The sequence below is a fragment of the Paenibacillus apis genome, from assembly GCF_018333295.1.
In the GTDB taxonomy this organism is placed as follows: Bacteria; Bacillota; Bacilli; order Paenibacillales; family Paenibacillaceae; genus Fontibacillus; species Fontibacillus antibioticophila.
Map to the genome: position 1 here is coordinate 124,675 of NZ_BORS01000002.1, position 25,587 is coordinate 150,261.

At 49.5% G+C, this 25,587-nt stretch carries 23 protein-coding genes and 1 pseudogene; 9 read left to right on the plus strand and 15 right to left on the minus strand.

All coding sequences use genetic code 11. The features are described from left to right. Positions 1 to 25: 25 nt before the first annotated feature. On the plus strand, positions 26 to 781 hold the full coding sequence (locus KI362_RS03225; RefSeq protein ID WP_212939326.1) for a DeoR/GlpR family DNA-binding transcription regulator: 756 nt from the start codon (positions 26 to 28) through the stop codon (positions 779 to 781). Between the two features lie 129 nt (positions 782 to 910). Here the strand turns inward: KI362_RS03225 and KI362_RS03230 are convergent, their stop codons facing one another. The 4 genes from KI362_RS03230 to KI362_RS03245 form a co-directional block, all read right to left on the minus strand. After that, entirely contained in the window at positions 911 to 1,642 is a 732-nt protein-coding gene (locus KI362_RS03230; RefSeq protein ID WP_212939327.1) for a class I SAM-dependent methyltransferase, read from the minus strand. Between the two features lie 219 nt (positions 1,643 to 1,861). Further along, positions 1,862 to 3,169, minus strand: coding sequence for a methyl-accepting chemotaxis protein (locus KI362_RS03235; RefSeq protein ID WP_301624828.1), 1,308 nt, complete (start codon positions 3,167 to 3,169; stop codon positions 1,862 to 1,864). Between the two features lie 49 nt (positions 3,170 to 3,218). Beyond that, positions 3,219 to 4,091, minus strand: coding sequence for an SDR family NAD(P)-dependent oxidoreductase (locus tag KI362_RS03240; RefSeq protein WP_301624829.1), 873 nt, complete (start codon positions 4,089 to 4,091; stop codon positions 3,219 to 3,221). Positions 4,092 to 4,147: 56 nt separating this feature from the next. Beyond that, on the minus strand, positions 4,148 to 5,152 hold the full coding sequence (locus KI362_RS03245) for an NAD-dependent epimerase/dehydratase family protein (protein ID WP_301624830.1): 1,005 nt from the start codon (positions 5,150 to 5,152) through the stop codon (positions 4,148 to 4,150). A 170-nt stretch (positions 5,153 to 5,322) separates the two neighbouring features. Between KI362_RS03245 and KI362_RS03250 the strand changes: the two genes are divergently transcribed. The 4 genes from KI362_RS03250 to KI362_RS03265 all read left to right on the plus strand — a co-directional run bounded on the left by KI362_RS03250 (position 5,323) and on the right by KI362_RS03265 (position 8,397). Beyond that, the gene (locus tag KI362_RS03250) at positions 5,323 to 5,994 is read left to right on the plus strand and encodes a response regulator transcription factor (protein WP_212939331.1); all 672 of its coding nucleotides are present in this window, start codon (positions 5,323 to 5,325) and stop codon (positions 5,992 to 5,994) included. Then, complete coding sequence (locus KI362_RS03255) at positions 5,934 to 7,070, plus strand: HAMP domain-containing sensor histidine kinase (RefSeq protein ID WP_301624832.1); 1,137 nt, start codon at positions 5,934 to 5,936, stop codon at positions 7,068 to 7,070. The genes KI362_RS03250 and KI362_RS03255 overlap by 61 nt, the downstream gene beginning before the upstream one ends. After that, positions 7,057 to 7,953, plus strand: a complete 897-nt coding sequence (locus KI362_RS03260; protein ID WP_301624833.1) for a hypothetical protein — start codon at positions 7,057 to 7,059, stop codon at positions 7,951 to 7,953. Before KI362_RS03255 ends, KI362_RS03260 begins: the two co-directional genes overlap by 14 nt. Positions 7,954 to 8,016: 63 nt before the next feature. Then, a complete protein-coding gene (locus KI362_RS03265) occupies positions 8,017 to 8,397 on the plus strand; it encodes a hypothetical protein (protein ID WP_301624835.1) in 381 nt (126 codons plus the stop codon). 242 nt (positions 8,398 to 8,639) lie between these two features. Here the strand turns inward: KI362_RS03265 and KI362_RS03270 are convergent, their stop codons facing one another. The 8 genes and pseudogenes from KI362_RS03270 to KI362_RS03310 form a co-directional block, all read right to left on the minus strand. Next, positions 8,640 to 9,212 carry a TetR/AcrR family transcriptional regulator gene (locus KI362_RS03270; RefSeq protein WP_301624837.1) on the minus strand — a complete coding sequence of 191 codons (573 nt, stop codon included), beginning with the start codon at positions 9,210 to 9,212 and terminating at the stop codon, positions 8,640 to 8,642. Continuing rightward, positions 9,212 to 10,414: an MFS transporter gene (locus tag KI362_RS03275; RefSeq protein ID WP_374705616.1), complete on the minus strand. Its 1,203-nt coding sequence runs from the start codon at positions 10,412 to 10,414 to the stop codon at positions 9,212 to 9,214. The genes KI362_RS03270 and KI362_RS03275 overlap by 1 nt, the downstream gene beginning before the upstream one ends. Before the next feature lie 74 nt (positions 10,415 to 10,488). Next, a complete protein-coding gene (locus KI362_RS03280; protein WP_301624839.1) occupies positions 10,489 to 13,221 on the minus strand; it encodes an HAD-IC family P-type ATPase in 2,733 nt (910 codons plus the stop codon). 434 nt (positions 13,222 to 13,655) lie between these two features. Beyond that, complete coding sequence (locus KI362_RS03285) at positions 13,656 to 14,879, minus strand: MFS transporter (protein ID WP_301624841.1); 1,224 nt, start codon at positions 14,877 to 14,879, stop codon at positions 13,656 to 13,658. Then, on the minus strand, positions 14,879 to 16,012 hold the full coding sequence (locus tag KI362_RS03290) for an MGDG synthase family glycosyltransferase (protein WP_301624843.1): 1,134 nt from the start codon (positions 16,010 to 16,012) through the stop codon (positions 14,879 to 14,881). Before KI362_RS03290 ends, KI362_RS03285 begins: the two co-directional genes overlap by 1 nt. Positions 16,013 to 16,031: 19 nt before the next feature. Continuing rightward, positions 16,032 to 16,553: a phosphatase PAP2 family protein gene (locus KI362_RS03295; RefSeq protein ID WP_301625235.1), complete on the minus strand. Its 522-nt coding sequence runs from the start codon at positions 16,551 to 16,553 to the stop codon at positions 16,032 to 16,034. A gap of 78 nt (positions 16,554 to 16,631) precedes the next feature. Then, complete coding sequence (locus tag KI362_RS03300; RefSeq protein WP_212939337.1) at positions 16,632 to 17,234, minus strand: YkoP family protein; 603 nt, start codon at positions 17,232 to 17,234, stop codon at positions 16,632 to 16,634. A 330-nt stretch (positions 17,235 to 17,564) separates the two neighbouring features. Beyond that, a pseudogene (locus KI362_RS03310) lies at positions 17,565 to 18,633 on the minus strand (diguanylate cyclase domain-containing protein). A 168-nt stretch (positions 18,634 to 18,801) separates the two neighbouring features. Between KI362_RS03310 and KI362_RS03315 the strand changes: the two are divergent. Continuing rightward, entirely contained in the window at positions 18,802 to 21,882 is a 3,081-nt protein-coding gene (locus tag KI362_RS03315; RefSeq protein ID WP_301624848.1) for a hybrid sensor histidine kinase/response regulator, read from the plus strand. Positions 21,883 to 21,900: 18 nt separating this feature from the next. Here the strand turns inward: KI362_RS03315 and KI362_RS03320 are convergent, their stop codons facing one another. From KI362_RS03320 to KI362_RS03330, 3 genes are all read right to left on the minus strand, one after another. Continuing rightward, on the minus strand, positions 21,901 to 23,061 hold the full coding sequence (locus KI362_RS03320) for a response regulator (RefSeq protein WP_301624850.1): 1,161 nt from the start codon (positions 23,059 to 23,061) through the stop codon (positions 21,901 to 21,903). Between the two features lie 81 nt (positions 23,062 to 23,142). Further along, on the minus strand, positions 23,143 to 23,391 hold the full coding sequence (locus KI362_RS03325) for a putative PEP-binding protein (RefSeq protein ID WP_301624852.1): 249 nt from the start codon (positions 23,389 to 23,391) through the stop codon (positions 23,143 to 23,145). Next, complete coding sequence (locus KI362_RS03330) at positions 23,357 to 23,521, minus strand: hypothetical protein (RefSeq protein ID WP_301624854.1); 165 nt, start codon at positions 23,519 to 23,521, stop codon at positions 23,357 to 23,359. The genes KI362_RS03325 and KI362_RS03330 overlap by 35 nt, the downstream gene beginning before the upstream one ends. 4 nt (positions 23,522 to 23,525) lie before the next feature. Between KI362_RS03330 and KI362_RS03335 the strand changes: the two genes are divergently transcribed. The 3 genes from KI362_RS03335 to KI362_RS03345 are packed head-to-tail and all read left to right on the plus strand — an operon-like array spanning position 23,526 to position 25,530. After that, on the plus strand, positions 23,526 to 23,735 hold the full coding sequence (locus KI362_RS03335; RefSeq protein ID WP_212939342.1) for a hypothetical protein: 210 nt from the start codon (positions 23,526 to 23,528) through the stop codon (positions 23,733 to 23,735). A gap of 5 nt (positions 23,736 to 23,740) precedes the next feature. Beyond that, a complete protein-coding gene (locus tag KI362_RS03340) occupies positions 23,741 to 24,448 on the plus strand; it encodes a response regulator transcription factor (RefSeq protein ID WP_301624857.1) in 708 nt (235 codons plus the stop codon). Then, entirely contained in the window at positions 24,445 to 25,530 is a 1,086-nt protein-coding gene (locus KI362_RS03345) for a sensor histidine kinase (RefSeq protein WP_301624859.1), read from the plus strand. Before KI362_RS03340 ends, KI362_RS03345 begins: the two co-directional genes overlap by 4 nt. The last annotated feature ends 57 nt before the right edge of the window (positions 25,531 to 25,587 follow it).

The following is a 25,587-nucleotide window of genomic DNA, read 5'->3' on the forward strand; positions in this document are numbered from 1 at the left end:
TGCGGTTTCGCAGAAAGGAAGAATTATGTTAGCTGCCGAAAGACGAAAGAAAATTATAGATTTGGCCCATCAGGAAAAGAGAGTGCTGGTATCGGTTCTCAGCCGCATGTTTGAGGTCACCGAAGAGACGATCCGGCGTGATCTTGAGAAGCTGGAAAAGGAAGGCATTGTAAGCCGGACCTACGGAGGCGCCATGCTGAACCGGCATACGAATGAGGATCTTCCGTTTACCGCCCGCAATATCATGAATACCGATATCAAGCAGAACATCGCCATCAAGGCGATGGATTTAATCAATGAAGGCGATACCTTGATGGTGGATCCAAGCTCCACCTCATTTGAATTGCTAAAGCTGCTAACCAATAAGAACAACCTGACCGTGATCACGAATTCAGTTCATATTTTGAATGACTTCTCCGGATCAGAAATGAATATTGTCTCCACTGGCGGCAACCTGAGACCGCGCTCCTTGTCCCTGGTCGGTCCGGTGGCTCATCACACTCTCCAAAGATACAACGTGGATAAGGCGATCATCAGTTGCAAGGGCATTGATCTGGACAAGGGCATTACCGAATCCAACGAGCCTGAATGCGAGTTGAAAAAGTACATGCTCAAGCAATGCGACAAGGTCATCCTCCTCGCCGACCATACCAAGTTCGATAAAGTGGCCTTTACCGTGCTGAGCGAATTGGAGCGGGTTGATTATCTGGTTACAGATCAAGCGCCGTCCGAGCCTTGGGTACGCAGATTGGCGGAGCTTAATATTGAGTTGATTTATTGAGACTGATTTCCCTCCTAGTGAAATGACCCTTATAGCACGAAAAACTCCCCATAAGACAGCCAGGCTTTATCATCTCGCCTGTCTATCTTATGGGGAGCTCACAATCATTAATTCCTTGTTGCCCTAATCCTATTCTTTCTCAGCCGACACCAGCAGCATCATTGGACGCCGCAGCTCATCCCTCATGCCGGGAAGCTCCATCATGTCTTCAGGCGGCTTAGGTTCCACGATACGGTTAAGCTTAAAGCCCGCTCCCCCTAAGACACTTAAATAAGTGGTTAACGTTCGATGATACTTTTCGACCGGCTCTCCAAGAAATACCGCACTTCTCTTCCCTTCATAATAATAGTTATCTACAGGAAAATGCAGAATTTCCCCGTCCTTATCGTAATGCCAGTTCTGCGTCCCTTCGGCCGTAAATACAGGGTGCTCCACAGAAAATACGAATGAGCCGCCCGCAGTCAACCAACCGTGGATCTTCTCAACCAGTGCCCGGTAATCTTCGATATAATGCAGGGCCAGCGAGCTGATCACCACATCGAAGCTTTCATTGTCGAGCTCCAATTCTTCCATCGCGCATTTCCGGTATTCCACGGCAGAAGAAGCTGTTTTGCCGCTCGCCACCTCAAGCATTTTCTCGGAAATATCAGTTCCGAGCACATACTCCGCCCCTTGCTCAGCAGCGTAAATGCAATGCCAGCCATAACCGCAGCCCAGATCAAGCACTCGCCGCCCTTTGAAATCAGGCAGAAGCTTCTTCAGCTCCGACCATTCCCCCGCGCCGGCAAGGCCTTGAACGGAGCGGTTCATCTGGCTGTACTTCGTAAAAAAAGACGAGTCGTCATATTTGTTTTGCTTCATGATCTGCCTCCACTCTAACACTCTACTAGAGCAATATTCTCACCGCCCGCCGATTTTGCCCGACTGACAACAAGTGGAGGAGAACATTCCGTTCCCCCCATGTTGTTTTCTTCAGCCGTTTCAACCTGGACAACCCCTTGTTCAAAGCTGTCGCAAGGACAAATTCACGAGCTTATTTCATTGTAGATGGTGCGCTCAGAGGATTCAATCTTTCTATAGCTACGAAAAAGTGAACTGGCCCACCGATTTTTTTAACTGCACAGATAAATCATTTTGTCGCTCCATCGAACCATTAGTTTCTTCCATCGTTAAAGTAATAGCCGATAAATTGGTGCTGATTTGCTCTGCGGAATTCAAGGTCTGCAAAGACATCTGGGCAACCGCTTCAATCACGTTGCCAATATCCTTCATGTAATGTGTTACAGAGTTGGCGCAACCGTCTACCTCGATTGATAGATTAGAGATCGATTCTGCATCGCGTTCATACTCTGCGCCCGTTTGAAGCAACAGTTCGAATTGAGATGTAACATCCGTGCTGATGTAATCCAAAACCTTTTGGGAGCTTGAGGATAATTGATTAAAAACGACTCTGATTCTATTTACGACCGAATCAATATTGCTGATAGCCGATGAACATTGTTCGGCCAGCTTCTTCACTTCATTAGCCACTACAGCAAACCCTCTTCCCTGCTCACCTGCTCTGGATGCCTCAATGGCCGCATTTAACGCCAACAGACTGGTCTGATCCGTCATTTCCCGGATTGTTTCCGCAATGATTTGTATTTCTTCTACCGATTTGCTTGCTTCGATGGCTCTTGATATTTCTTCCTGCCTCTGAGCATAAATTTCCTGGCTGCTGTTGATCGATTGCGCAACTTCGTCCTTCATCCGTACGGCTCTTTTCTTCATCTCCGTCGAAAAAACCTTCACATTTTGGGCTTTATCCAGCAGATTGGCAGTTGCGGAACTGATTTCTTGCACAGAAGCATTCGCCTCTTCCATATTAGCGCTTAAAGTTTCCGTCTGGCCGGACATTCTTATGGAAGAATCGTTAATATTGCTGATAGAAACGGAAGATTCACTGACGGACGTTAATAATCTGGCGCTTGAGTCACCAATGGTTTGTGAGGCCGCAGAAATCTCCATCAATAACCTCTTTATATTTGAAGCGGCGTGACTTAAAGACTTTGCCAATTGACTTAGATCGTCATTTCCTTTAAAGACAAGCTCTTGAGAAAAATTCCCCTTCCCCATTTCGTCGGTGTAAGCTATCACCTTGGATAGTTTTTTCAACACCAACTTATCATAAATGAAAACAACCATAAAAGATGAAAACAGAATACTCAGCACAGCTGTAGCAGCCACTCCCAAGGATCCGTCCGTCAAATGGGTAGTAATGCCCCAGCGATCAAACACTTTATTTGCTTGAGACAGTCCCACATTGATGGCTCCCCCAATATTGGAGCTAGCAATTTGAACGATGATAACGGCTAATACCAGTTTCCATTTGATCGAGTTGAATTTCATATGTACCTCCCACAGTCTCAATAATTAAGGAAATAATGTCAGATGAGCCTTATCTTTTGAGCGGGTTGTACCCGGATGCCACACATCCTCCATCGCAAAGAATATCAGTTCCGGTCAAATAGCTTGCTTTATCGCTTGTACAATACGCAATTAGATCGGCGATCTCTTCCGCACGGCCAAGTCTTTTGATTGCGGAATGTTTCAAGCATTCGTTGACTTCATCCTTTTCCAATTCTCCCATCGGTGTCTCAAATGAACCTGGAGATATAGATATAACCCGAATCCCCTTTTGACCGAATTTCGCTGCATCCATTTTGGCATACCAGATGACAAAGTGCTTGGAAATGCCGTAAGCCACGCTTGATCTAAGGCTCTGAGGAAATAGATTCACCCTCGACATCATCTTTTTCATAAAAACTTCTATATTAATGCGACTATATTTATATTTTCTTTTTGGCAGGATAAAGCCCGGAGTTAGATAAGCGGACATAGAGGAGATGTCTACAATACATGAGCCTTCCTCCATGACTTCGTAAAAGGATTCGTTCACGTTGATCGTTCCTAAAGCATTCACTTTCATGATGGTTTCGCCGTCACCCATGTGAGGAGACATCCCGGCGGCATGGACCACAGCTGTAATGGTTCCCCGTGATCGAGCAATCGCCGCCAGGTGGTCTACCGCAGAACGATCCGAAATATCACATTCCAAAGCTTCCGCTGATATTCCTAATGTTCTTAATTGATCCAATGCGCTTTCAAGTTTCTTCGCCGTTCTGCCGACTATGATTACATCATTTTTTTCTCCTAGGATTTTAGCCGTTGCGAGCCCTATTCCACTACCACCACCGGTAATGACACAAACCTTTCGCATACTCTCACTCCTTATGAAGGGATGAATCGTTGAATAGAGAAGCAAAGGCATCGGAAAGCTTCATCCTAATGCCTTTGTATGTGAGATTAATAAATTTAGAAAAAGGTTTAGATTTCTCCCTCACTGCGAAGCCATGCTACTGTATCTGCAATCGTTTCCTCAAATGGTCTCGTATGGAAACCAAGCTCACGCTTCGCTTTCTCAGATGAAAACTGGTTATTCCGGGTTAAGTTATAGATTTCAAATTTCAAAGCCTCCAGATTGGACCCGCCCTCGGATTCAACCATACTTCCCTGCGACATGGCCTGCATCTGCTCCGGTGTCAGAATGGTTTCGACCCGTCCGGCACCGCTGGCTTCGCTGATCAGATCAAACATCTTCCGCATCGGCACCATCTCATTGCTCAAAATGTATCCTTCTCCCCGCCGTCCTTGCTCGGTGCATGCAATGATGCCGTCCGAAAGGTCGCGAACATCTACAGCATTGAAAGATCCGTCAACTCCTACTCGAATTTCTCCCCGGCAATAGCGAATCACAAACCTCACCAATGGACCAAAGGCACTGTCATTCGGCCCCGCTATTCCCGAAGGATAAACAATCGAGGCATCCAGGCCTTTGTTCCGCACCGCGTCGAGAACATATTGCGTCGCGATCGCTTTAGTTTTTGCATAATAGCCGACTACCTGGTCCGGGTAAAACAGTTCCGGCTCCCGGATGACCTGTCCATGCGGCTCTTCAAAAATAGCCCCGGTAGAACTCACGTGCACCAACTTTTTCACCTGCTTGGCCACACATAGATCTACGATGTTCTGGGTCCCCGTTACATTAACGTCGTATACTTTTGGGCTCGGCTCGGGAGACGTCGTTACGAGGCTGGCGCAGTGGATCACGATAACTTCATGGTTTTCAGGGACGTCAAAGAATGCTTTCAACGAATTCAAATCCGTCAGATCGCCAAACACAACCTCCGCTTCACTCGGCACGTATTTCACCGCAGGATCGCCTTTCAATACCAGCGCACGCACTTTTTTCCCTTCGGAAACAAGCTTGTGGGAAATGTTGTTGCCCAAAAATCCGGCGGCACCAGTCAGCAAATAAATTGTCTCTTTCATAAATATAAATCTCCTCTCAAATCTCGGAATGAAATTGCATGTCCCTATCTTATCTGGGTGTTGTTTATGAATTGCTTCAAAAATGTTTAAGAAATGCTAAAAGCAAATAACAACATATCTTTAACAACTCTCCGTTATAATAAAATTAATTTCATGGGGAGGCTTATCCTATGTTCAAAATATTGGTTACCGAAGATAATAAAGAGTTGAATCACGCTATCTGCTCTTATTTAAATCAGAACGGATATCAGGCTGTAGGGTGTCTTAACGCGAATGAAGCCTACGACACCATGTATGGCAATCTGTTCGATCTGATCGTCTCCGACATCATGATGCCCGAGATCGACGGCTTTGAATTTGCCGAAACCGTCCGGGGGCTGAATCAAGAGATCCCGATCCTTTTTATAACGGCGCGAGATGATTTTGCCTCCAAGCAGCGGGGATTTCGCGCGGGAATCGATGACTATATGGTAAAGCCCGTTGACCTGGATGAATTACTGCTGCGTATTGGCGCATTGCTGCGCAGAGCGAAGATCGCGTCCAGCAAACGGCTGGAAATCGGAAATCTGATCCTGGATGCCGAAGAACATACTGCCTATTTAAAGGAAGAGGAAATTCCCTTGACCGTACGGGAGTTCAACCTGTTGTACAAACTGCTGGCCTATCCAAAGAAAACCTTTACCCGCCTCCAATTAATGGACGAGTTCTGGGATTCCGAGACCTCCTCCAGCCCCAGAACCGTGGACGTGTATATGACAAAACTGCGGGATAAATTTTCCGAATGCAGCGAGTTCGAAATCGTCACCGTGCATGGATTGGGATACAAGGCGGTGTTGAAGTGAAAGGGCGGGAATTGAACAAACTCGCGACCCGCAGCCTATTTTCCTGGTGGAATTATCTGATCTTTTTCCTGGTGACCTCATATGTGGTCGGTTGCAGTTTCCTGCTGTTTTTCGCCGGAATGGATATTTCGGAGGCGGAAGTCCGGCAAAATGCGCTAAGGACCTTCGGGAATGTAGTTTTCCTGAGTATGCTCTTTTGCTTGCTTGACGGGATTCGCCGAAAATATACCGTGGAGCTGCCCGTAAAGCGCATTCTGGAAGCTACGCGCCGCATCACGCAGGGCGATTTCAAAGCACGAATCCAGACGATTCATGGACCGGACAGCAGAAATGAATTCGATATTATTATCGAAAATTTCAATCGGATGGCAAAAGAACTCTCAGGGATCGAAACGTTGCGCGCGGATTTCATCGCGAATATCTCCCACGAACTGAAGACGCCGCTGGCCGTAATTCAAAATTATTCGACCTTGCTGCAAGCCCCCGCTTTGCCGGAAGCGAAAAGAATAGAGTACGCCAAGACGCTCACCTCGGCTTCCCGCCAGCTGTCGGATTTGATCACCAACATTTTGAAGCTGAACAAGCTGGAAAATCAAGAGATTTTCCCCGAAGTCCAAGAATATTATCTCGGCGAGCAGCTTTCCGAATGCCTGTTGGGGTTTGAAAACATCTGGGAAGAGAAAGAGCTGGAAATCGATACCGAACTTGAAGAAGACATCGTGATCGAAGCGGATGCGGAGCTTTTGACGCTGGTATGGAACAACCTTTTCTCCAATGCCCTGAAGTTTACCGAACCGCATGGTAAAATTACCGTCCGTTTGACGGGCGAGGAGGACTGGGTTGTGGTTAAGGTCTCGGATACAGGCTGCGGGATGAGTCCGGAGGTAGGAAAGCATATCTTTGATAAATTCTACCAAGGTGATACATCGCATACGACGCAAGGCAACGGCCTTGGGCTTGCGCTGGTCAAGCGGGTTATTGATATTGTCGACGGCGAGATTAGGGTGGAGAGCGAAGCGGGAAAAGGAAGCACATTCCTTGTGAAGCTAAGGAGAACCGGTGATGAAACGAATTAAAGACGTCCTGTCCCAGTGGGTTCGCCCCGGTATGATGTGGACGATAGTCCTCGTTATAGTTGCAGTTGGACTGATGGTTTTTGCCCTTTCATTCGACAAGAAGGATTCATCCTTAAGCTATATTTCCTACTGTATTTCGGCTCACTCTCTAGCCGTCCTTATTGTGGCTGCCGTAGATGAGGGACGAAAGATGAATTCAAAATTCCGCCAAAATCCGCTCGTCTCTCACTACTTGAACAACACCAAGCTCCGGGCAAGAATCTCTCTGTATCAAGGACTGTTCATCAATTCGCTGTTTGCCGTTTTCCATGTTCTGGCGAGCTGGATTTATACCTCTCTCTGGTTTGCCGCCGTAGCGAGCTACCATATGATCTTGAGCGTCATGCGCTTCCTTCTGCTGCGGAGCGAACAGATGAGGTCAAAGCTGGAAACGGACGAAGAGAAAATGGTACACGAACTACATCAATATAAGCTGACGGGCCGGTTGCTGTTGGTGCTGAATATCGCCATGGTCGGTTTGATTGTCCAGATAATCTGGAAAGACAGGGGAATGCATCCCCTGGGCCCGATGATCTACGCCTTTGCGTGTTACACCTTATACAGTTTAACTGTGACCATCATCAATATGGTAAAATTCCTAAAAATGGAGCGTCCCATTCTGTCCGCAGCCAAGATGCTCAGCGTTGCGGGAGCATTGATGTCCATTCTAACTTTGCAGACGGCCATGATGACCCAATTCAACGATAACCCTTTGTTTCGTCGGAACATGAATACCCTAACCGGCACAAGCGTCAGCCTGATCGTAATCGCTATGGCCGTGTTTATGGTGATTCGCGCCAAACGTGCGTTAAAAAAACTTCAACTTAATCATTCTGAAACATAACGTCATCATGATTTAAATAACTGCTTTCTAAAATAAATTTATAATTTAAAGGAGGCTATAGACATGGATGATGATAACAAAACTTTTACCTACATGTATTCTGCAAAGCAACAAGAGGAAGTCAAAAGTATCCTCCAGAAGTACATCCCCAAAGAAGAAGACAAAATGGAACAGTTGCGCCGGCTGGATAAACGCGCCGAATCGCGCGGAACCTTCATTTCGATTCTGGTCGGTACGGTCGGCACGCTGGTCCTTGGCTTTGGAATGAGCTGTATGATGGTTTGGAAAGACAATCTGCTGGTTCCGGGGGTCGTGTTCGGGGTTATCGGCATCGTGGGAATAGCGCTGGCCTATCCGTTGTTCATTTCTATCACGAAAAAACAACGCGAGAAGCTGGCACCGGAGATTATGCGGCTTAGCCAAGAGCTGATGGGTGAAAATTGAGAAGACGGCGTTTCCGTGCTTTTCATGGAGACGCCATCTTTTCGATTGCAGCCTTTATATTTTTTGAACTTATTCACATGGCTTGTAAACGATTAACGATTTCTTGGTTATAGCTCACTTCGTCCGATATGGTGGTCATAGAATCAAGCAAGCTTGCCGTGCTTTCGTTAGAATCGATCATGACTTTCTAGCTTTCTTTCGCTGCGGGTCTTCCGAATTTCAGAAGCCCATCATCAGGTTGCCTACTGTTCCAACTCGCGGATTCCATGCAAGAACACGTTCCAGCCGTTCCTTAACGCTTGCTCATACATGCCGGTATCTTCATAAACCAATTGCACATCCAACCCGTCCAGCAGAGTTACATATACCTGTACACATGCTTCCGGAGCCAATCTAAGCGTGCGAGCCTGAGCAAGAAGCTCACCAACCTCTTCTTTCAATACCATCAAATAACGCCTATACCTATCAAGCACCATCTCATAGGCCTCCTCAGGCGGAAGAAATGCAGTCGTAAACATAAAGTTGGCATTGCCATGGTTTAAAAACCGGTCTTTGTGCTCAACCAGAAGCTGATACAACTGCTTTTCCCAATGTAACATTTTGTTTGCCGCAAAGTAATGGCGAAGAAACAAAATCTCTTCTTCTACTACGTTGAAGTATATTTCCTCAAACAGCTTTAGCTTTGATGGAAAATGATAAGCGAGCGTTTGCTTCCGAATGCCTGCCTCTTCCGCAATACGAGCCATGCGGACGCCGTGGTAGCCAAATTGCCTGAAATGCTCAACAGCTGTTTCCTTTATTTTGTCTCTGCTCATTATCCGCCTCCGGCAATTTTGCTGCTATCCTTATCCTTCTTTCCCAACTTGGAGAGGCATAGCAGCAAGAACAAGATCATGACTGCTATAGCTAAATAATACACGGCTTGATAAGAAAAAGCCGAGGCCACCAGACCAAGAATTATGGACCCGCCCCCAATGCCTAAATCAAAAAAGTTGAAAAAGGCAGCCATCGCATGTTCATGCTCATGTTCTTCGACCAAATCAATGCACCAGGTTTGCAAGGCCGGAAAGATCGCCCCGAAGCCAAAACCGTACAAGACTCCCGAAAGCAAGAACATAAGGTTGCTGCCGGACAGCGTGATCAGCAGAATGCCTGCCATCATGACTACGCTGGCCGGTATTAAAACAGCAGCCGGGCCTAGTCTGTCATACATTTTCCCGCTGACCAGCCGCACAAGGAAGCTGCCTACAGCTATGACGAAGAAAAACCAGGCTACCCTATCGAAGCCTTGATCTTTGGCATAAAGGGCAAAGAAAGACATAATGGAACCGGCGGCCACTCCGGTCAGCATAATCAGCAACGACGGGATTAATACTTTTTTCTCGAATAATTTGACGGAAGTACTTGCCGGCTCCAACTGATTGGCTTTGCCTCCAAATTTGCGAGGCACAAGCACGGTCATCAAAAGTGCAAAGAAGAGAATGCCCATCCCGCCATAAAATAACCCGTGAAAATCAAAGCTGACCAGTATGCTCGTCCCGATTAGCGGCCCCACAGAAACAGCTACCGTCTCACCCACGCCGAAATAACCCATCCCTTCGCCGCGGCGATCCTTAGGAATGATTTCAGCCACAATCGTTGCAAAATAAGTAGTTGCCAGTCCAAAGCCCAAGCCATGTATAACCCGAATGACTAAAATTGTGCCTACATTCGGGGCCAGATAATAAGCGCCTGTCATCAGCGCACAGATAGCCAAACCAAGGAGCAGCAAGACCTTCTTATGGACTTTGACGGCCAAGGATGCCGTAAACGGACGGATTAAAATAGCCGAAAACATAAATACCCCTGTCACCAAACCCACTTGGGAGGCATCTCCGCCAATATGTGAAACAAACAAAGGCAAGGTAGGAAGCAGCATCTCAAAAGCCATGAACATAATGGAATTTGTCTGATAAGTGCCTTCATCATTTTTTCTGACGATCGTCAGAATGTAAAGCACGGCTATCGCCTCCGACAAAAAAACACCTCCCAGCTCATTGGATAACCCGAAGGCTGCCCAATGTGTCCAGGAGGTGTGTCAGAAGCTGTTCATTATTCGGAAGAAGATTGTGTAACGGTGCGCGGACGCGCTTCTTGCCGCATTCTAATTTCGCCTTTTTTCCTTGCTTGCAGACGCAGGCGAATGAATTTGTCAATTTCCGCAACGATAAGTACGATCAATCCGCACAGAACAGCAATCGCCCACTCCACCAGCGTCATAGAAGCGGTATGGAAAGCTCCCTGCATAAACGGTGCGTAAGTCAGAATCAGTTGCAGCAAAATCATGATTCCAATAATCAAAAATGCCTTCGGATTAGTAAAAAACGAAGAAGAGAAGGCCAGCCTGGAAGTGCGAATATTAAACAGATAGAAGATCTTGCTCATCACGATAATGTTCACCATCATCGTACTGGCTATAGCTTGATCAGCCCCCATGTATATAAGCCAATCATAAGCGATCAGACTAACGATAGCCATCAGAACCGAAACGTAAGCCATCTGAAAAATATCATGCTTACTCATCAGCGCCCCGCCCGTTCTTCTCGGCGGCCTGTTCATAATTCCCTCTTCAGCCGGTTCAAAAATAAAGGCAAACTGAATCGTAATGGCGGACACCATGTTAATCCATAGCAACTGGGTTGCTTGAAGCGGCATACTTTGCTGCATCAAAATGGTAAAGGCAATAATTAATCCTTCTGCAAAAGAGGTTGGCAGCAGGAAGAGAATACTCTTCTTGATATTATCATAAATGCGGCGCCCTTCTTTAATAGCTACAGACATCGTTGCAAAGTTATCATTAGCCAAAATCATATCGGCAGAATCCTTGGCCACATCGGTCCCCTTGATCCCCATGGCTATGCCGATATCCGCTTTCTTCAGCGCCGGGGCATCATTGACGCCATCGCCTGTCATAGCGGTAACCTTCTTGCTTGCCTGAAGCGCGGAGACGATCTCCAGCTTGTTCTTAGGCGTGGTTCGGGCAAACACCTGATGCTTCAATGCTGCTTCCTTCTGCTCATCTGCGGATAGCTGATCCCACTCCGGCCCCGTAATCACTTGTATTTCATCGGCCAGCCCCAGCTTCTCGCCAATCGTCTTGGCCGTGAGCGGATGATCGCCTGTAATGATCTTGACCTCAACGCCTGCCTGACGCATCACCTTCAACGCATCAATAACTTCCTCGCGCGGAGGGTCGATGATTCCCGCTACGCCCAGGAATTGAATTCCCGAGTGAAGCAGTTCATGGCTAATCTCTTCCATATCATCCGGGCAGTGTTTATACCCGACAGCAACGACGCGCTTTCCCTGGAGCGAAAGCTCCCGGACGATCCGATTCCACTTGTTCTGATCAAAGCCCTCATCGCACTTGCTGGCCATCGGAAACAATTTGTCTGGGGAACCTTTAATAAACAACAGCTTCTGCCTGGACTCTTTATGCATAACCAGCTTAGCCATATACCGGTAATCGGAGTCAAATGGAAGCATATCCAATTCGATATATTGGCTGTCTTGCCTATAATCAAAAATTTTATGATACAAAGTCAGGAAGGCGCCATCCGTAGGCTCGCCATTCAAGGACCAGGTGTCCTGCTCATGCAGGAGCAAGGTATCGTTGGCTTCGTAACCGGCCTCCAGAAACAGCCGCAGCCGCGGCTTCAATTCAACGGGTTCACCAAACTCTCTGATTTCCCCTTCCGGCTTGTAGCCGTCCCCTGTCACTTCATAGTGATAGTTATCTATATAAATGTCTTTAACGGTCATCTCATTTTTCGTCAGGGTTCCCGTCTTGTCTGTCGCAATGATGTCAACGGACCCTAAAGTTTCAACGGCTGGAAGCGATTTGACGATCGTATGCTTTCTCTTCGCCATGTCGCTTACGCCCATAGCCAATATGACTGAGGTTGTAGCGGGAAGGCCTTCAGGAATAGAGCCAACGACCATGGTCACTACGGCTAATGAAAGAACAGACAAGGAGTAGATTTCCATGAACAACCCCATGATAAAGAGAACTACGGCCGCACCAATGACGACATAAGAAACCCCTTTACCCAAACCGTCAATTTCTTTCATCAAAGGGGTCTTTCTTTCCTGTACCCCTTGAACCTCCATGGAAATTTTCCCTATTTCCGTGTTCTCGGCTGTTGCAACGACCACGCCCAGCCCGCTGCCATTCGTTACAGATGTGGAAGCAAATGCCATGTTTATTTGATCTGCCAGTGCAACATTTTCCGCTGTCAGCTCTTGCGTCACCTTCTCAACGGAGTCAGCTTCTCCCGTTAAGGCAGATTCCTGAATTCTTAAGTTATCGGCATCTACGATCCGCAAATCCGCAGGCACGCTGTCGCCAGCTTCGAGAAATACAACATCCCCAACAACCAATTCCTCGGCAGGAATATCGATTCGGGCGCCATCCCGGTATACGGTTGCCTGAGTGGACAGCATTCCCTTGATCTTCTCAAGCGCGTCAGAGGCGTTGGCTTCTTGATAGTAGCCGATCAGGGCGTTAATGACGACCACGAGGCCAATAATGATGGCATCTGAGATATGCCCCATGACTACAGTCAAAAATGCGGCAAAAATCAAGATATAGATAATCATGTTGTTAAATTGCCGAACGAACAGCTTCCATTTGGGGACTCTTTCGCCAACCAGCTTATTCGGCCCGTACAAATCCAGACGCTTCCTAGCTTCGGCATGACTCAAGCCAAATTCGAAATTCCCCTGCTCATAATGGCTTGCCAAATGCTCAACCGTTGTTTGATAATGCTCGGATTGTGTTTTCATTTCATTTACATCCTCCCGTATTTTCTTAAAAGAGCAAACAAAAATAGCACCTCATCACAATTGATGACGCACCTGGTCTACTCCATTTGAAAATACGAGACATCATAGAAGCTACACCTATCGCTCCTGTCACTGGACATTCCTTACCACCCCCAAAAATATTATAGCTACAAAACTAGCATATACAGCCCTATTTGTCAAATGCTGATCGGCTCCCGCCATACGAATCACAATTTACACACCTTGGGCGAGAAAACGCAAGTTTTTCTCGCCAGCCTTCTGTTTTGCGCCCGCTAAATTAATGCCAACCATTTTACATTCGTTAAACTTGGTTCTATGAGAAATATTCTAGGCGATTCTATTTTCAATTTTTCTCCACTCAAGTGCCTTGGACCCCTCTCTCCAGAATTCAGAACATCAGTTCTCATTATATCTTAAGATACCCGGTCACGTCCATGAGCATTCTCCTTCTTATGCTGCAAAGTCCCGCCAGCCGAGACAAGCTTGCTTTGCGGCAAAATCAAATAAAAAATTGCAAGAGCTGCCAGCATAGTAATGCTGATGCTAATGGCCGCAGCATTCGTATAATGGCTGGCTATCCATCCTCCGATAACCGGACCGATCATAATGCCAAGCCCTTCAATCCCGGAGAGCACTCCCCACCCGGTCCCCTTCTGATCCTCCGGAACAAGATACGACAGCACCGCATTCCAGGCCGGAAGCACAACGGAGTAGGACAACCCCAGCATAAAGGCAAACAGCATCGTTAATGCAGGCGACGGCATGGATAGGGCTAACAGAGTCAATACAACCGTAAGCGCTACGAAGCCGGCGACCAGCATTTGCTTGTGTCCCCATCGATCGGCCAGCTTCCCCATCGGGACAAGGAACAGCATCGCCCCGGCTCCACCCAACATGAGCATTAGCGAATATTGCGGCTGGCTTAAGCCGAGATGGTCAGCGGCAAAACTGGGCAGTATCGGCAGCAGCAGTCCTGCGGCGGTCATCTGCAGGACCATGCCTGGCAGCAGCCATTTCAGCTGAACGAGCCTTCTCCGCAATCCTGCCGCTTGTTCGGCAAAGCTGACGTTCTGGAGCTGCAAAGGGGTTGTTCTGTTAATCGCAAACGATAGAATGCAGCCCACGGCGAGCAGCACAATCATCAGCCGGAAGGCAGGTTCAAAGCCATAATCAAAGGTAAGATTGATCGTGACCGGCCCCAGACCAATACTGGCCAGCCAGACGGTATATATTGCTCCCATCTGGGCCGCCCGCTCTGTCAGCCGGATTTTCTCCAGACAAATAAGCCATATCGGCGACGCCCCTATCCCAAGCATCACAGAACCGGCAACGAGGCCCCAAGCATACGGACTAAAGAACACGATGGCCAGTCCGGACAGCATCATGACGAAAGTAGCGGGCAGCAGCCAGCGCAATGAAAACCTGTCCAGCAAATATCCAGCCACACATTTAATCAGCGTGTCGGCTGTATAATGAAGCGAGACGGCAAGACCGACCAAAGCAACGGTATGACCCGATTCGTTGACGGCAAAGTTCGGCAGGAACGAAAACAAGAAAGCACTCCTGACAAACTCTGTGCAAAAAAGCACCATAAATAGCGTCAGAGTAGAAAGCTTGAATTTACTTCTTCCGTTCATCACATTCCACTCCTTCTAATGGAACTTGTCTCCGGAAACAAATGACGGACAATATGGTCCGCAGCCGCTTCCTGTCTTGCTGCGAGCAGCCCGTTTATCATGGACTGCTTGATGGACGCAGAGGAAATCATCGCTTGAATCCGCAGCACCAGATCATGAATCGTAAAGGCTACGACGGCCGCTCCTTTGCGCTGCAAATACAGGGCATTTTCCTTCTCCTGCCCCATAAACGGCTTGAGGATAAAAATCGGAACCGCAGCCTGAATCGTCTCGGATAGTGTAACACCTCCTGCTTTCGTGACGATACAGCAGGCGCTGCTCATCAGAACGTCCAACTGATCGGTGAAGCCGATTACATCCACCCTTGCCTCAACCGCCCAGTTTTCCGCAAGCTTCCGTCTCCACCCTTCCTGCCGGCCGCAAATCACTTGAATTCGGACGCCCGACAAAAGCAGCAGCTCCCTAATGAGCCGCGATAGCGAATGCAATGTGCCGCAAACATTAGCCATAAGCAGAATCACCTGCTCATTTGCTTCTTTGCCGGAGCCGAAGCCGCGCATTGCCGCCTTATCAAATGAGTCTCTAACCGGAACACCGGTCACAGTAATACGATTCTCAGGGACTCCCTGCCGAATCATAGCCTCTTTCACATCGCTGGCAGGGACAAAATAATGATCTGGCTTGGAGAACAGCCATCTTTGGTGAACCTCAAAGTCCGTTATGACAACCGCAGTTCTGGGGCGGAGCCCGGATAATGCCTCCCTGCTTGGTAAGCTGCCAAACGGGAATGTATATATGACGACCTCCGGCTTGTACTGGAGGATGATCTCCTTGAGCCTGTCGCCGCCAAGACTGTTCATCCAGGTTGCGATCCTCCCCTCCATAGGGAGCCGATTGGTCAGGTGGTAGGACCATCCGTAATAGGGAATGCCCAAGGTGGCTGCATGCTGGCTTTGCCGATACAGATAGCGAAAGATTTTGTTCATTACAGGATAAGCTTCCCGGAACAAGTCTACAACCGTCACCTGATCATAACCATTGCGGATCAGGCTTTGCTGCAACACCTTGGACACCTGATGATGACCTTCGCCGTAATCGGCCGTTAAAATTAAAATCCGAGCTTCTTGTCCCATTACTGTCACCTCATAAAATTCAACTATGCATAAACATAACAACCAGCACCGCTGTGAGAAATCCGACCATCCCGCCGGCCACACAATCGATCGGATAGTGGTATCCCCAATAAATCCGCGATATAGCCACCAATAAGGCCAGACCCATCAAGGCCAGCATAATTGCCGGCGATGAGACCAACAAAAATGGTGTAACCAGAGCGAAAATAGCAGTGGTATGACCCGAAGGGAAGGAATAATCCTTCAAAGGGTATTTGCCTACCTTCACCTGCTCCAGCGTGCGGAAAGGCCGGTCTCTGCGCACCTTTCTCTTGATCAAGACAGCAACGATATGGCTGGCGGCCAGCGCGATCAAGCTTTGCAGTCCGATTCTGCTAAGCTCCCCCTCGGTAAACCATACCAGACACAATGCGCAAATAATCGTAAACGAAGCTCCTCCCAAATGGGTAATCCATCCGAAGAATCGGTCCAGCTTCCGACTTCTAATCCGCCGGTTGAACCAGAAGAATATCATTTGATCCATTCGCCTGATCCACTGCATTCTGCTTTCCGTCTCCATTCCTTGTTTTTTCAATCGGTCGATATTCATTCCTTATCTTTCCCCGCTCGCCCATTCATCTTATTCCTTTGAAACGGACAGCTTCTTCACCGTCATAAACCGGTTCCTCAGCGAGCCGCGCGAGTGAATCAGCATCATCGGTATCAATTGTTCGGTCTTTCGGCTAATCCGCCTCTTGCCTTCAGGATGCATAACGGATAACAACAAGCGGAGATAAGCCGTTGTAATGCGTTGGAACAGATCGGACTTCATCGGTTGCTGTTCAAAACCAAGACCATGCGTCAAGCCACGATGAAGCAGCGTAATGCCGACTAACGCCTTCACCTCTCTGAACTCCGGCTGAATTGCAAAGGCCTCGCTGATTTGCTGCATGGATTTCCGTGTAAGCCGGGCTGTCATGAGCGCCGCGCGGTCTGAGCCTTCGGATTTGATCAGCGTCAGAATCGTTTCATTATTGAGATGGAGCTCCCCGACCAGGTCGCCTTTATTGATAATGGTTGAGTCCGCACAGACGATACTCTCCCCCCGATGCTTCTTAATCATGACTTTGCAAATTCCAAAGTGTGATGTATGCGAGCCGCGAAAGCGCGAGATCCAATCGAACCCTCTTTCCCACACCATCCAGGCCGCCTGCATCGAAGATTTGCATAAATGCAGCAACATTGATCCATCCACTCCTCATTTTTATTTTAATCAAGGAATGGATTGAGACGATTTAGCTGAAATCATATTCCCCTATCAATTCCTTAATTATCATAGGCGATTTAGCTGACGGAGCATATGGGCTGAGGTACTGGTTGGTCCCCCGTCTTAAGACGGAGGCGGGTGCATCCGGCTTGCCGCTTAAAGCATGCAGGCTACTGCGATAAATCACGGTGAATACTTACGAAAGGCTGCATTTATTTAAAAAAAACGCAGCGCCCTCAACCGGGGCCAACTGCGGCTTCTTATTCACAAGCGAGTATATCAGTCTATGCCATTACCGCGCTTTCATCATGCCATCTTACCCTGCTTATCCCTGCTCAAGGCGTGATCCGCGGGTTCCTCGTAAACGCAGTAGCGGTTTTTCCCCAGCTTTTTGGCCTGGTACATCGCCTGATCCGCCGTTCTCAGCAGGATAGACCGGTCGGATTCCCGGGGAGAACCAAGTCGAATGCCGATGCTTGCGGTAACGAAGCATTCGCGGTCATCGAAGAGAAACGGTCTCTGGATACTGCTCAGGATATCCTCGGCCAACCGCTCCGCCCGTTCCCGGCTGCACGATGAACAGAAATTCGTCTCCGCCGATCCGGTATACCTGCTGATCGCTGCACACGAACTGGCGAAGTCGGAGCCCCAATTCCTGAACCAGCAGATCGCCCACAGTATGCCCGAACGTATCATTCACCTTCTTAAAATGATCCAGGTCGAGAAACAGAAGACCCAGGGCGCCTTCGTTTTGGTACGTATCAAAATACCGGTTCATTTCGTTCCGGTTCGACAATCCGGTAAGGGGATCCCGGTAAGCCATCTGCTCCAGCATGCGGCGATCAGCCACCCATGCCAGCCAAGAAATGAGAAAAGTGAGCAGCAAGGCTGCTGTGATCCCGTAAATCGCCAGCATATCGACGGAGATGCCGGTTCGCAGGGTCCCTCCTTCTCCGGAGTAGCCCGGAACACCGCCCGCTTTCAAGCTGGCAAAGTGCATGCCCGTCAATCCTAGCCCCATGGTCAAAGCTCCCACAGCAATCCCGTAACCGCTGCCTTGCTTAATCTGCAAAAGGTAAAACGCGATAAAAGAGCAAAGCGTGCAAATGGCAATCGAAAACAAGATGGCCCCGGCCTCGAATCTCAAAGCACGGTACGGTTCGTACGCCAGCAGGCTGATCATATGTGCCGCCCAGAGACCCACGCCCATCACCATGCCGCCGCCGCACAACATAAGCGCTCTGGTTTTTCCGTCTGTTCGAGGCGTTTTTGTTATTTTGACCGCTATGCTCAAAGCGGAAAACGATGCCAATACCGCTACTGCCGCCGAAAGCGCGACTATATTCATGTCAAATCCGCCGTCCTTGATGTCCATTTCGTTCACTCCCAAATAAAAAACGTTAAATCAATCTACATCTCCCCATTTTCCCACGTGGGTCTCTACATTTTCTCGACAGCAGCGAAGGTTGGAAATCATACTGTTAATGTCGCAATCGGGCAAGAAAAAGGAAAAAGAGACCTGCTTAGCGAATGTAAAGTGATTATGGGAACCAAAAAAACATTGCTCATCATTGCGCTTTTCGTTATCGCTATTTCCGGAATCCGCCTTGCATGGCTCGGATTTCACCATACCGTCGACTATCCGCAAGCATCGGGCGGGATTCTGGACCTCCGGGGCTTGAGTCTCCCCCCCAACCATACAATTCCGCTGGAAGGAGAATGGGAATTTTACCCGGACGAGCTGATCGTGCCTGCGTCGGATCCGGGAGAAGAGACTGCCGTTTCTCGGGGGAATACCTATATTCCCGTGCCGGGAGCTTGGCAGAAGTATTTTCCGAAAGAACACCAAGGTTCCTATTATTTCGGAACCTACCGTTTGCGAATCTTCATGGACGAGGAGACAGCAGCTTCTACTTACCTGCTGCGCACAGGCGACATCAAACGCGCTTCCTCCGTATACGTCAACGGGCGGTGGGCCGCAGGCGAAGGGTATCCTGCGGAACGGGAGCAGGATTTCCGGGCAAAGTATCTGCCGTATAGCGTGCCGACACCGTCCGGCGCGACCCGGCTGGACATCGTGATTTATGTAGCCAGCCATACCGGCGATGGCGGCATTGTCGAACCGATCCATTTCGGGACGGAAACCGCGATGAACAGCCGCATATTGAAGTCTATGGCGCTGCAGGGGTTGCTGTGCGCCGTACTGCTGGTTCACGGTATCTACGCGATCATGCTGTATTTGTTGGGAGCGCCCAGGAAGGGGCTGCTCTATTTCGCCGCCGTGGTCGTCTGCGCCATTGTTAGCGTCATAGGAGCCGATGACAAACTGCTCTACGTGGTGTTTCCGCAGCTTCCCTTCGAATTCGGCGTAAGAATCGTGCTGCTGTCCTATATCGGGGTCGTTTCCTTTATTCCTCCGCTGGTGAAAAATATGTTTCCAAACACCGGCCATCCCGTCTTGCTTCGCATTTTTGCTTATTTTTCCGGCGGTTATGCCCTGTTCGTGCTGATTTTTCCTACGCGGGTTACGATCCCTACGGAGCGGGGGCTGCTGACGACCGTGCTGCTGTCGTCGGTTCTGATCATGGCTTTTCAGCTGCAAAAAGCCATCCGCAACCAGCAGGACGTCATTTTCCTGCTGCTGGCCTGCGCAAGCTTGGGTACCAACATCGTTTGGACTATCGCCCAAAGCCGGCTTGACCTATACATGATGCATTACCCGTTTGACCTGATCTTCACCGTCCTGGCGTTTGCCGCTTTTTGGTTCAAGCGGTTTTTTCGAACCACCCAGCAAACGGAACGACTGGCCGGCCAGCTGCAGTTGGCCAACCGGCAAAAGGACGATTTTCTCGTCAATACCTCGCACGAATTAAGGAACCCGCTGCACGGGATCATGAACATCACCCAAAGCGTCCTGGACGATCGGGAACACCCGGCGAGCGAACCCCAGCGCCAAAAATTGGAGGTTCAGCTGTCCGTGGCCAGACGTATGTCGCGGCTGCTCGACGACCTGCTGGATGCGACCCGGCTGAAGGAGAACACGCTTCGGCTGGAATTTTCCGACGTCAAACTGCAAAACGTGGTGTCGGGCACCCTGCAAATGCTCGGATATCTGCTCGAAGGCAAGCCGATACACGTGCGCATCGGCATCCCGGACAGCTTCCCGCCGGTCCGGGCCGACGAGAACCGGTTGATTCAAATCCTGTTTAATCTGCTGCATAACGCCGTCAAATTCACCGACCGCGGCGAAATCGCCCTGGAAGCCGACGTAAAAGGCGAGATGGCCTCCATTCGCGTCAAGGATACGGGCATCGGCATGGATGAGGAGACCTGCCGGCGCATCTTTTTGCCATATGAACAAGGCCCGTCAACGATGATAAGAGCCGACGGCGGGTTCGGCTTGGGCCTCAGCATTTGCAAGCAGCTAGTCGCCCTGCATGGCGGGACTTTGGAGGTGTCTTCCGCTCCGGGCCGCGGCTCCGTCTTCACCTTTACGCTGCCTCTGGCCGAAGAAGCGGACCGCATCCGCGAAACGGCCAATGCGGCTCCGGTGATGCTGCCGATCCTTGACGAAGCAACGGCTAGCAGCGAGGCGGAGTTGCGGGATCCGCCGACGGCGCAGCCGCTTATGAACAGCAGCAAGCCCGTCATTCTGGCAGTCGACGACGACCCGCTCAATCTGAAAATTCTGGCGGATTTGCTCGGGCCGGCCGAATACGAAATCGTCACCGCATCGAGCGCCGAGGAAGCGCTCGGCTTATTGAAGCGCGGAAAATTCGATCTGGTCATCGCCGATGTGATGATGCCGAACGTTTCGGGCTACGAACTGACACGCGATATCCGCCGCCGCTATTCTATCTCCGAGCTTCCGGTTCTCCTGCTGACGGCCCGAAATCGGCCGGAGGATATTTACACCGGCTTTGAGTCCGGCGCCAACGATTATGTGACCAAACCGGTTGAGGCCTGGGAGTTGAGATCACGGGTACAGGCGTTAGCCCAGTTGAAGGTGTCGATTGAGGAACGGCTGCGCCTGGAAGCCGCCTGGCTGCAAGCCCAAATCCAACCGCATTTTCTGCACAATACGATTAATTCCATCGCCGCGCTCGGCACGATGGACATCGACAAAATGCAGCGGCTGCTGGAGGAGTTCAGCAGTTACCTGCGTACAAGCTTTGGCTTTCACAATTCCGATCGGGTCGTGCCGGTCGGGCACGAGCTGGAGCTCGTCCGCTCCTACCTGTTTATCGAGAAGGAACGCTTCGGCAACCGGCTAAACGTCCGCTGGGACCTGGACGAAGACCTGCATTTCATGCTCCCTCCACTGTCCATCCAGACGCTGGTGGAGAACGCCGTCAATCACGGCATTCTTAGACGCTCCCAAGGAGGCACGCTGGAAATCCGGATCCTCCGCTCCGCCGAAGGCTTCGTGGTTAATGTGAGCGACGACGGCGTCGGCATGAGCGAGGAACAGCAGCGTCTGATTTTCGAATCCTCCGTCGGCCCCGGCCAGGGGGTCGGTCTGCGGAATACGGACCGCCGCCTCAAACAGTATTACGGTGAAGGGCTGCGGATTCGCAGCGCCCCGGGCAAAGGGGTATCGGTCTCTTTTCATATCCCCGCATGAAAAAAAGCCTTCCCGCAGCTATATGCTGCTTTTGGGAAGGCTTTTTTGCGCAAGCGACCAGTCGCGGTACCATTTGGCGATCAGAGGGCTTGGCGGTTCGTTGAGCTCTTCGGCCAGCACCTCTTCCAAGCGGCGGTATTGGCGATGCACGAGGGCGTGATTGTCCAGCAAAGCATACAACTTCATCAGGGCGAAATGGGCTTCTTCCGCCAACGGGTAGCGATCACAGATATGCTGATACCGCTTGAGCGCCTGTTCCAGTCCTCCTTGCGAAGCATGCCACTCGGCCAATTGGGTAGCGATTTGAAGCCACAGCGATTTCAACCGGTAGCGTTCGCTTTCCGCCCACCAATACTCGCAATCTTGCAGATAGTCCCCTTGGCAGATGTCCAATGCTGCTTCATAATCAGCGACGGTGCCTTCATGGAGCGGTGTCCCGGAGGCGGTGAATCGCTCCCATTCCTCCACGTCCAGCCTCACGTTCTCAAGGTGCAGCATATACCCGTCTGTAGCGCTGGAAATATGCACGTGTTCGCCAAAAGGCTCCAGCGTTTTTCGGATATGGTAAACCGCCGTATATAATTGGGAAAAAGCCCTGCCAGGCTCGTACTCCGGCCACAGCAAATCGATCAGTGCGGATTTCCGGACAAGCTGTCCCCGATACTGCAGCAAATACAGGAACAATTCCTGCGCCTTGGTCGTCCGCCAACGAACCGGAGCGATTTGGCGGTTGCGGGTCTCAATCTGCAGCTGCTGAAACATCCTGATCCTTAACGGCTCGCCAGGTTCGGAACGGGGTTCCCGCCGCTGCGGCCGGCTTCCCAAGCGCTCCTGAATCCGCCGCAGGGTGATCTCCAGGCGTTCTTTGCGGACCGGCTTCATAACATAATCAAGCGCATTCAGCTCGAAGGCTTTGATCGCGTATTCGTCGTAAGCCGTTACGAATACGACGTTAAGCTGCGGCTTGTCCTGAAGCAGTTGCTCCGCCAATTCGATACCGTTGATTTCGGGCAGGTGGATATCCAGGAACACCACGTCCAATTCCTCCGCCAAGGCAAACCGCTTGCCTTCGTATGGATCGGCAAACTTGCCGCAGATCTCGATTTCTGATACTTTTCGCAATTGGTGCTCCAAATAATTCAAAGCCAGGTGCTCATCATCTACCAAGATTACCTTCATCCAACAGCTCCTCTAGTATCCGATCTCTATATCTTTTAGTATACCCGAGATTAATAGGAAATCCATTAAAAAGCTTGGCACCTAGGATACGCGTTCATTCATGCGGTTGGCAGCCATCATATATTGGATTAGGTCATTGGTGCCGATGCTGCTGAAGCAGTCTCTGATATAGGTCTGGACGCCCTCATCACCTCGCAGCTCCCCGGTATTCCGAACCTTAAACGAAACCGCAAGCTCCCCGTCCGGCTGGACATGGGCATCATGCTTTAGATCGCTGTAGGCAAACGTGGTATAGCTAAGGCCATGCCCGAATGACGAGCGGAATTGCAAGTGGTCTGCCGGAGATGATAACGGTTACGACAGGTTTGCCCAGCTTAAACAGCTCCTCCATCATCTCAAGCTGTGCTGTCTCCAGACCAATGTTGGCGGCGTACGCCAAAAGTCGATCCGGAATCGGCACGCAAGTGGCCGGGATTCTCCAGGATGCTGTAAACGGCGGCAGCGGCGCAGGCTTTACGCAAATTTTGTTGGATTTTAATCAAAAGCCGGCGCAAAATCCGAAATGGCTATTATCCTTTGAAAACAAAGACTTCTTAACCCAAAATATTGAATATTTCGCGCTCATTCTTGGAACTGGTATGATGGTAGATGCAGGAATTTTTCAAGTGGAGTGAGTCAAATGGAAAACGGAACTGTTTTACTGGTTGATGACGAACAGGGCTTGTTGGACCTGTTGGCGTTTACGTTGCGGAAATTCGGGATCCCTAATCTGCTAACCGCAACAACCGCCCATGAAGCGTTAGAGATCATTGCACGTCATGATGTATCCCTGATCGTCCTGGATGTCATGCTCCCTGACGGGGACGGATTTGACGTTTGCCGGCGGATCAGAATGATCACCGAAGCGCCTGTGCTGTTTCTGACCGCGAAAAATCAGGATATACACAAGATTACCGGGTTTGAGCTGGGGGCGGACGACTACATTACCAAGCCGTTTAACCCGACCGAAGTGGCGGCGAGAGTGCAGGTTCATTTGCGCAGAATGGCCAAGCTTCAAACCTTGTCAAAAGCGGTTTACGATTTTGGGCATTTTAAACTGAACAAACAAAGCGGGCAATTATTCGTTCAAGGACGGGAAGTCTCATGTGCGCCGATGGAATTTTTATTGCTTGCTTTCTTTTGCGAGCATCCCAATTTTATTTTTACGGTGAGCGAATTATATGCAAAAGTGTGGAGGCCCTATCAGGAGGGCGATGAAAAAACGGTGGTGATCCATATTTCAAGAATCCGGAAGAAAATTGAGCCCGATCCCGGACGACCGCAGTTTCTCGTCAATATGAAAGGGCTGGGCTATAAATTGGTGAAAAAAGCGAGGAATGTTCAATGACGATTGTGCAACGCTCTATGCTGTTGTCCCTTGTATTTTTAATGGCTTCCGTATTAGTGATCTCCGTCGGGTTTGTGGCCGTTACCGTTGTGTTAATCTTTCTGATGCAATATTTCCCGGCCCTTCAACTTCTGGATATCAAGGTTTATCATATCTTGGTCTTTTTATCAATTATAGGCTTCTATATGTATACAGCCGGTTGGTTAATCGGTAAGCCTTCCCTCGCAGTGGTCGGCTGGATGAAAGGGCTCTCCGAAGGGCAGTACGACTCCCGTTTTTATGGTGAGCGGTATTCTTTTCTTTGGAGGAAAAAAGATAAAATTAAACTGATCTATATCCCTTTCAAGGATATGATTGTTCGTCTTCAGGAATTGACGGCCACGCTGGACCACAACCGCCAGGAACTTGAGCAGGCCAACGAATTAAGGGAACAATGGATTTCGGGCGTATCCCATGACATTAAGACCCCCCTCTCTTACATCAAAGGATATCTCGATGTGATGGTTAGCCCGCAAATTGAATTGGCCAAGGAGGAGAAGGAGCGCATTTTCCGGTTGTTATCGCAGAAAGTGCAAGAAATCGAGGGATTGATTCGAACGTTTCAGTTCAAGCATGGGAAACCTCGGGTGCTGAAGGCAAGAAGCGATCTTGTCCGTTTCTTGAGGGAACTGACGCTCGACGCGGCCAACAATCCCAAATCCGCTACCTGTCAGTTCAGCTTTGAATCCCAGGTCTCCGCATTGCCGTACTATTTTGATTCCAAGCTACTCAAAAGAGCGGTTCAAAATATTTTGATGAATGCCGTATTGCACAACCCGCCCGAAACGAGTATCACCGTCCAGGTAAGAACGGATCAGATCATCCAGATCATTATAACCGACAATGGCGTAGGCATGCCTTCCGAGGTCGTTCAACGTTTCGACCACCGCCAACCGGGCGATCTCCAGGATAAAGACGAGGGAATCGGCTTGTTCGTCGTGAAAGACTTGATCGAGGAACACCGGGGAGAACTGCAGGTTCACAGCCGTCCAAACCTGGGAACGACCGTCATGATCCTGCTTCCGCTTGATGCCGTCAGGTAAATTCGTTTACCTGACGTTTACTTTGTTCACTTACTCTGTGGAAAGAATATGAACAGA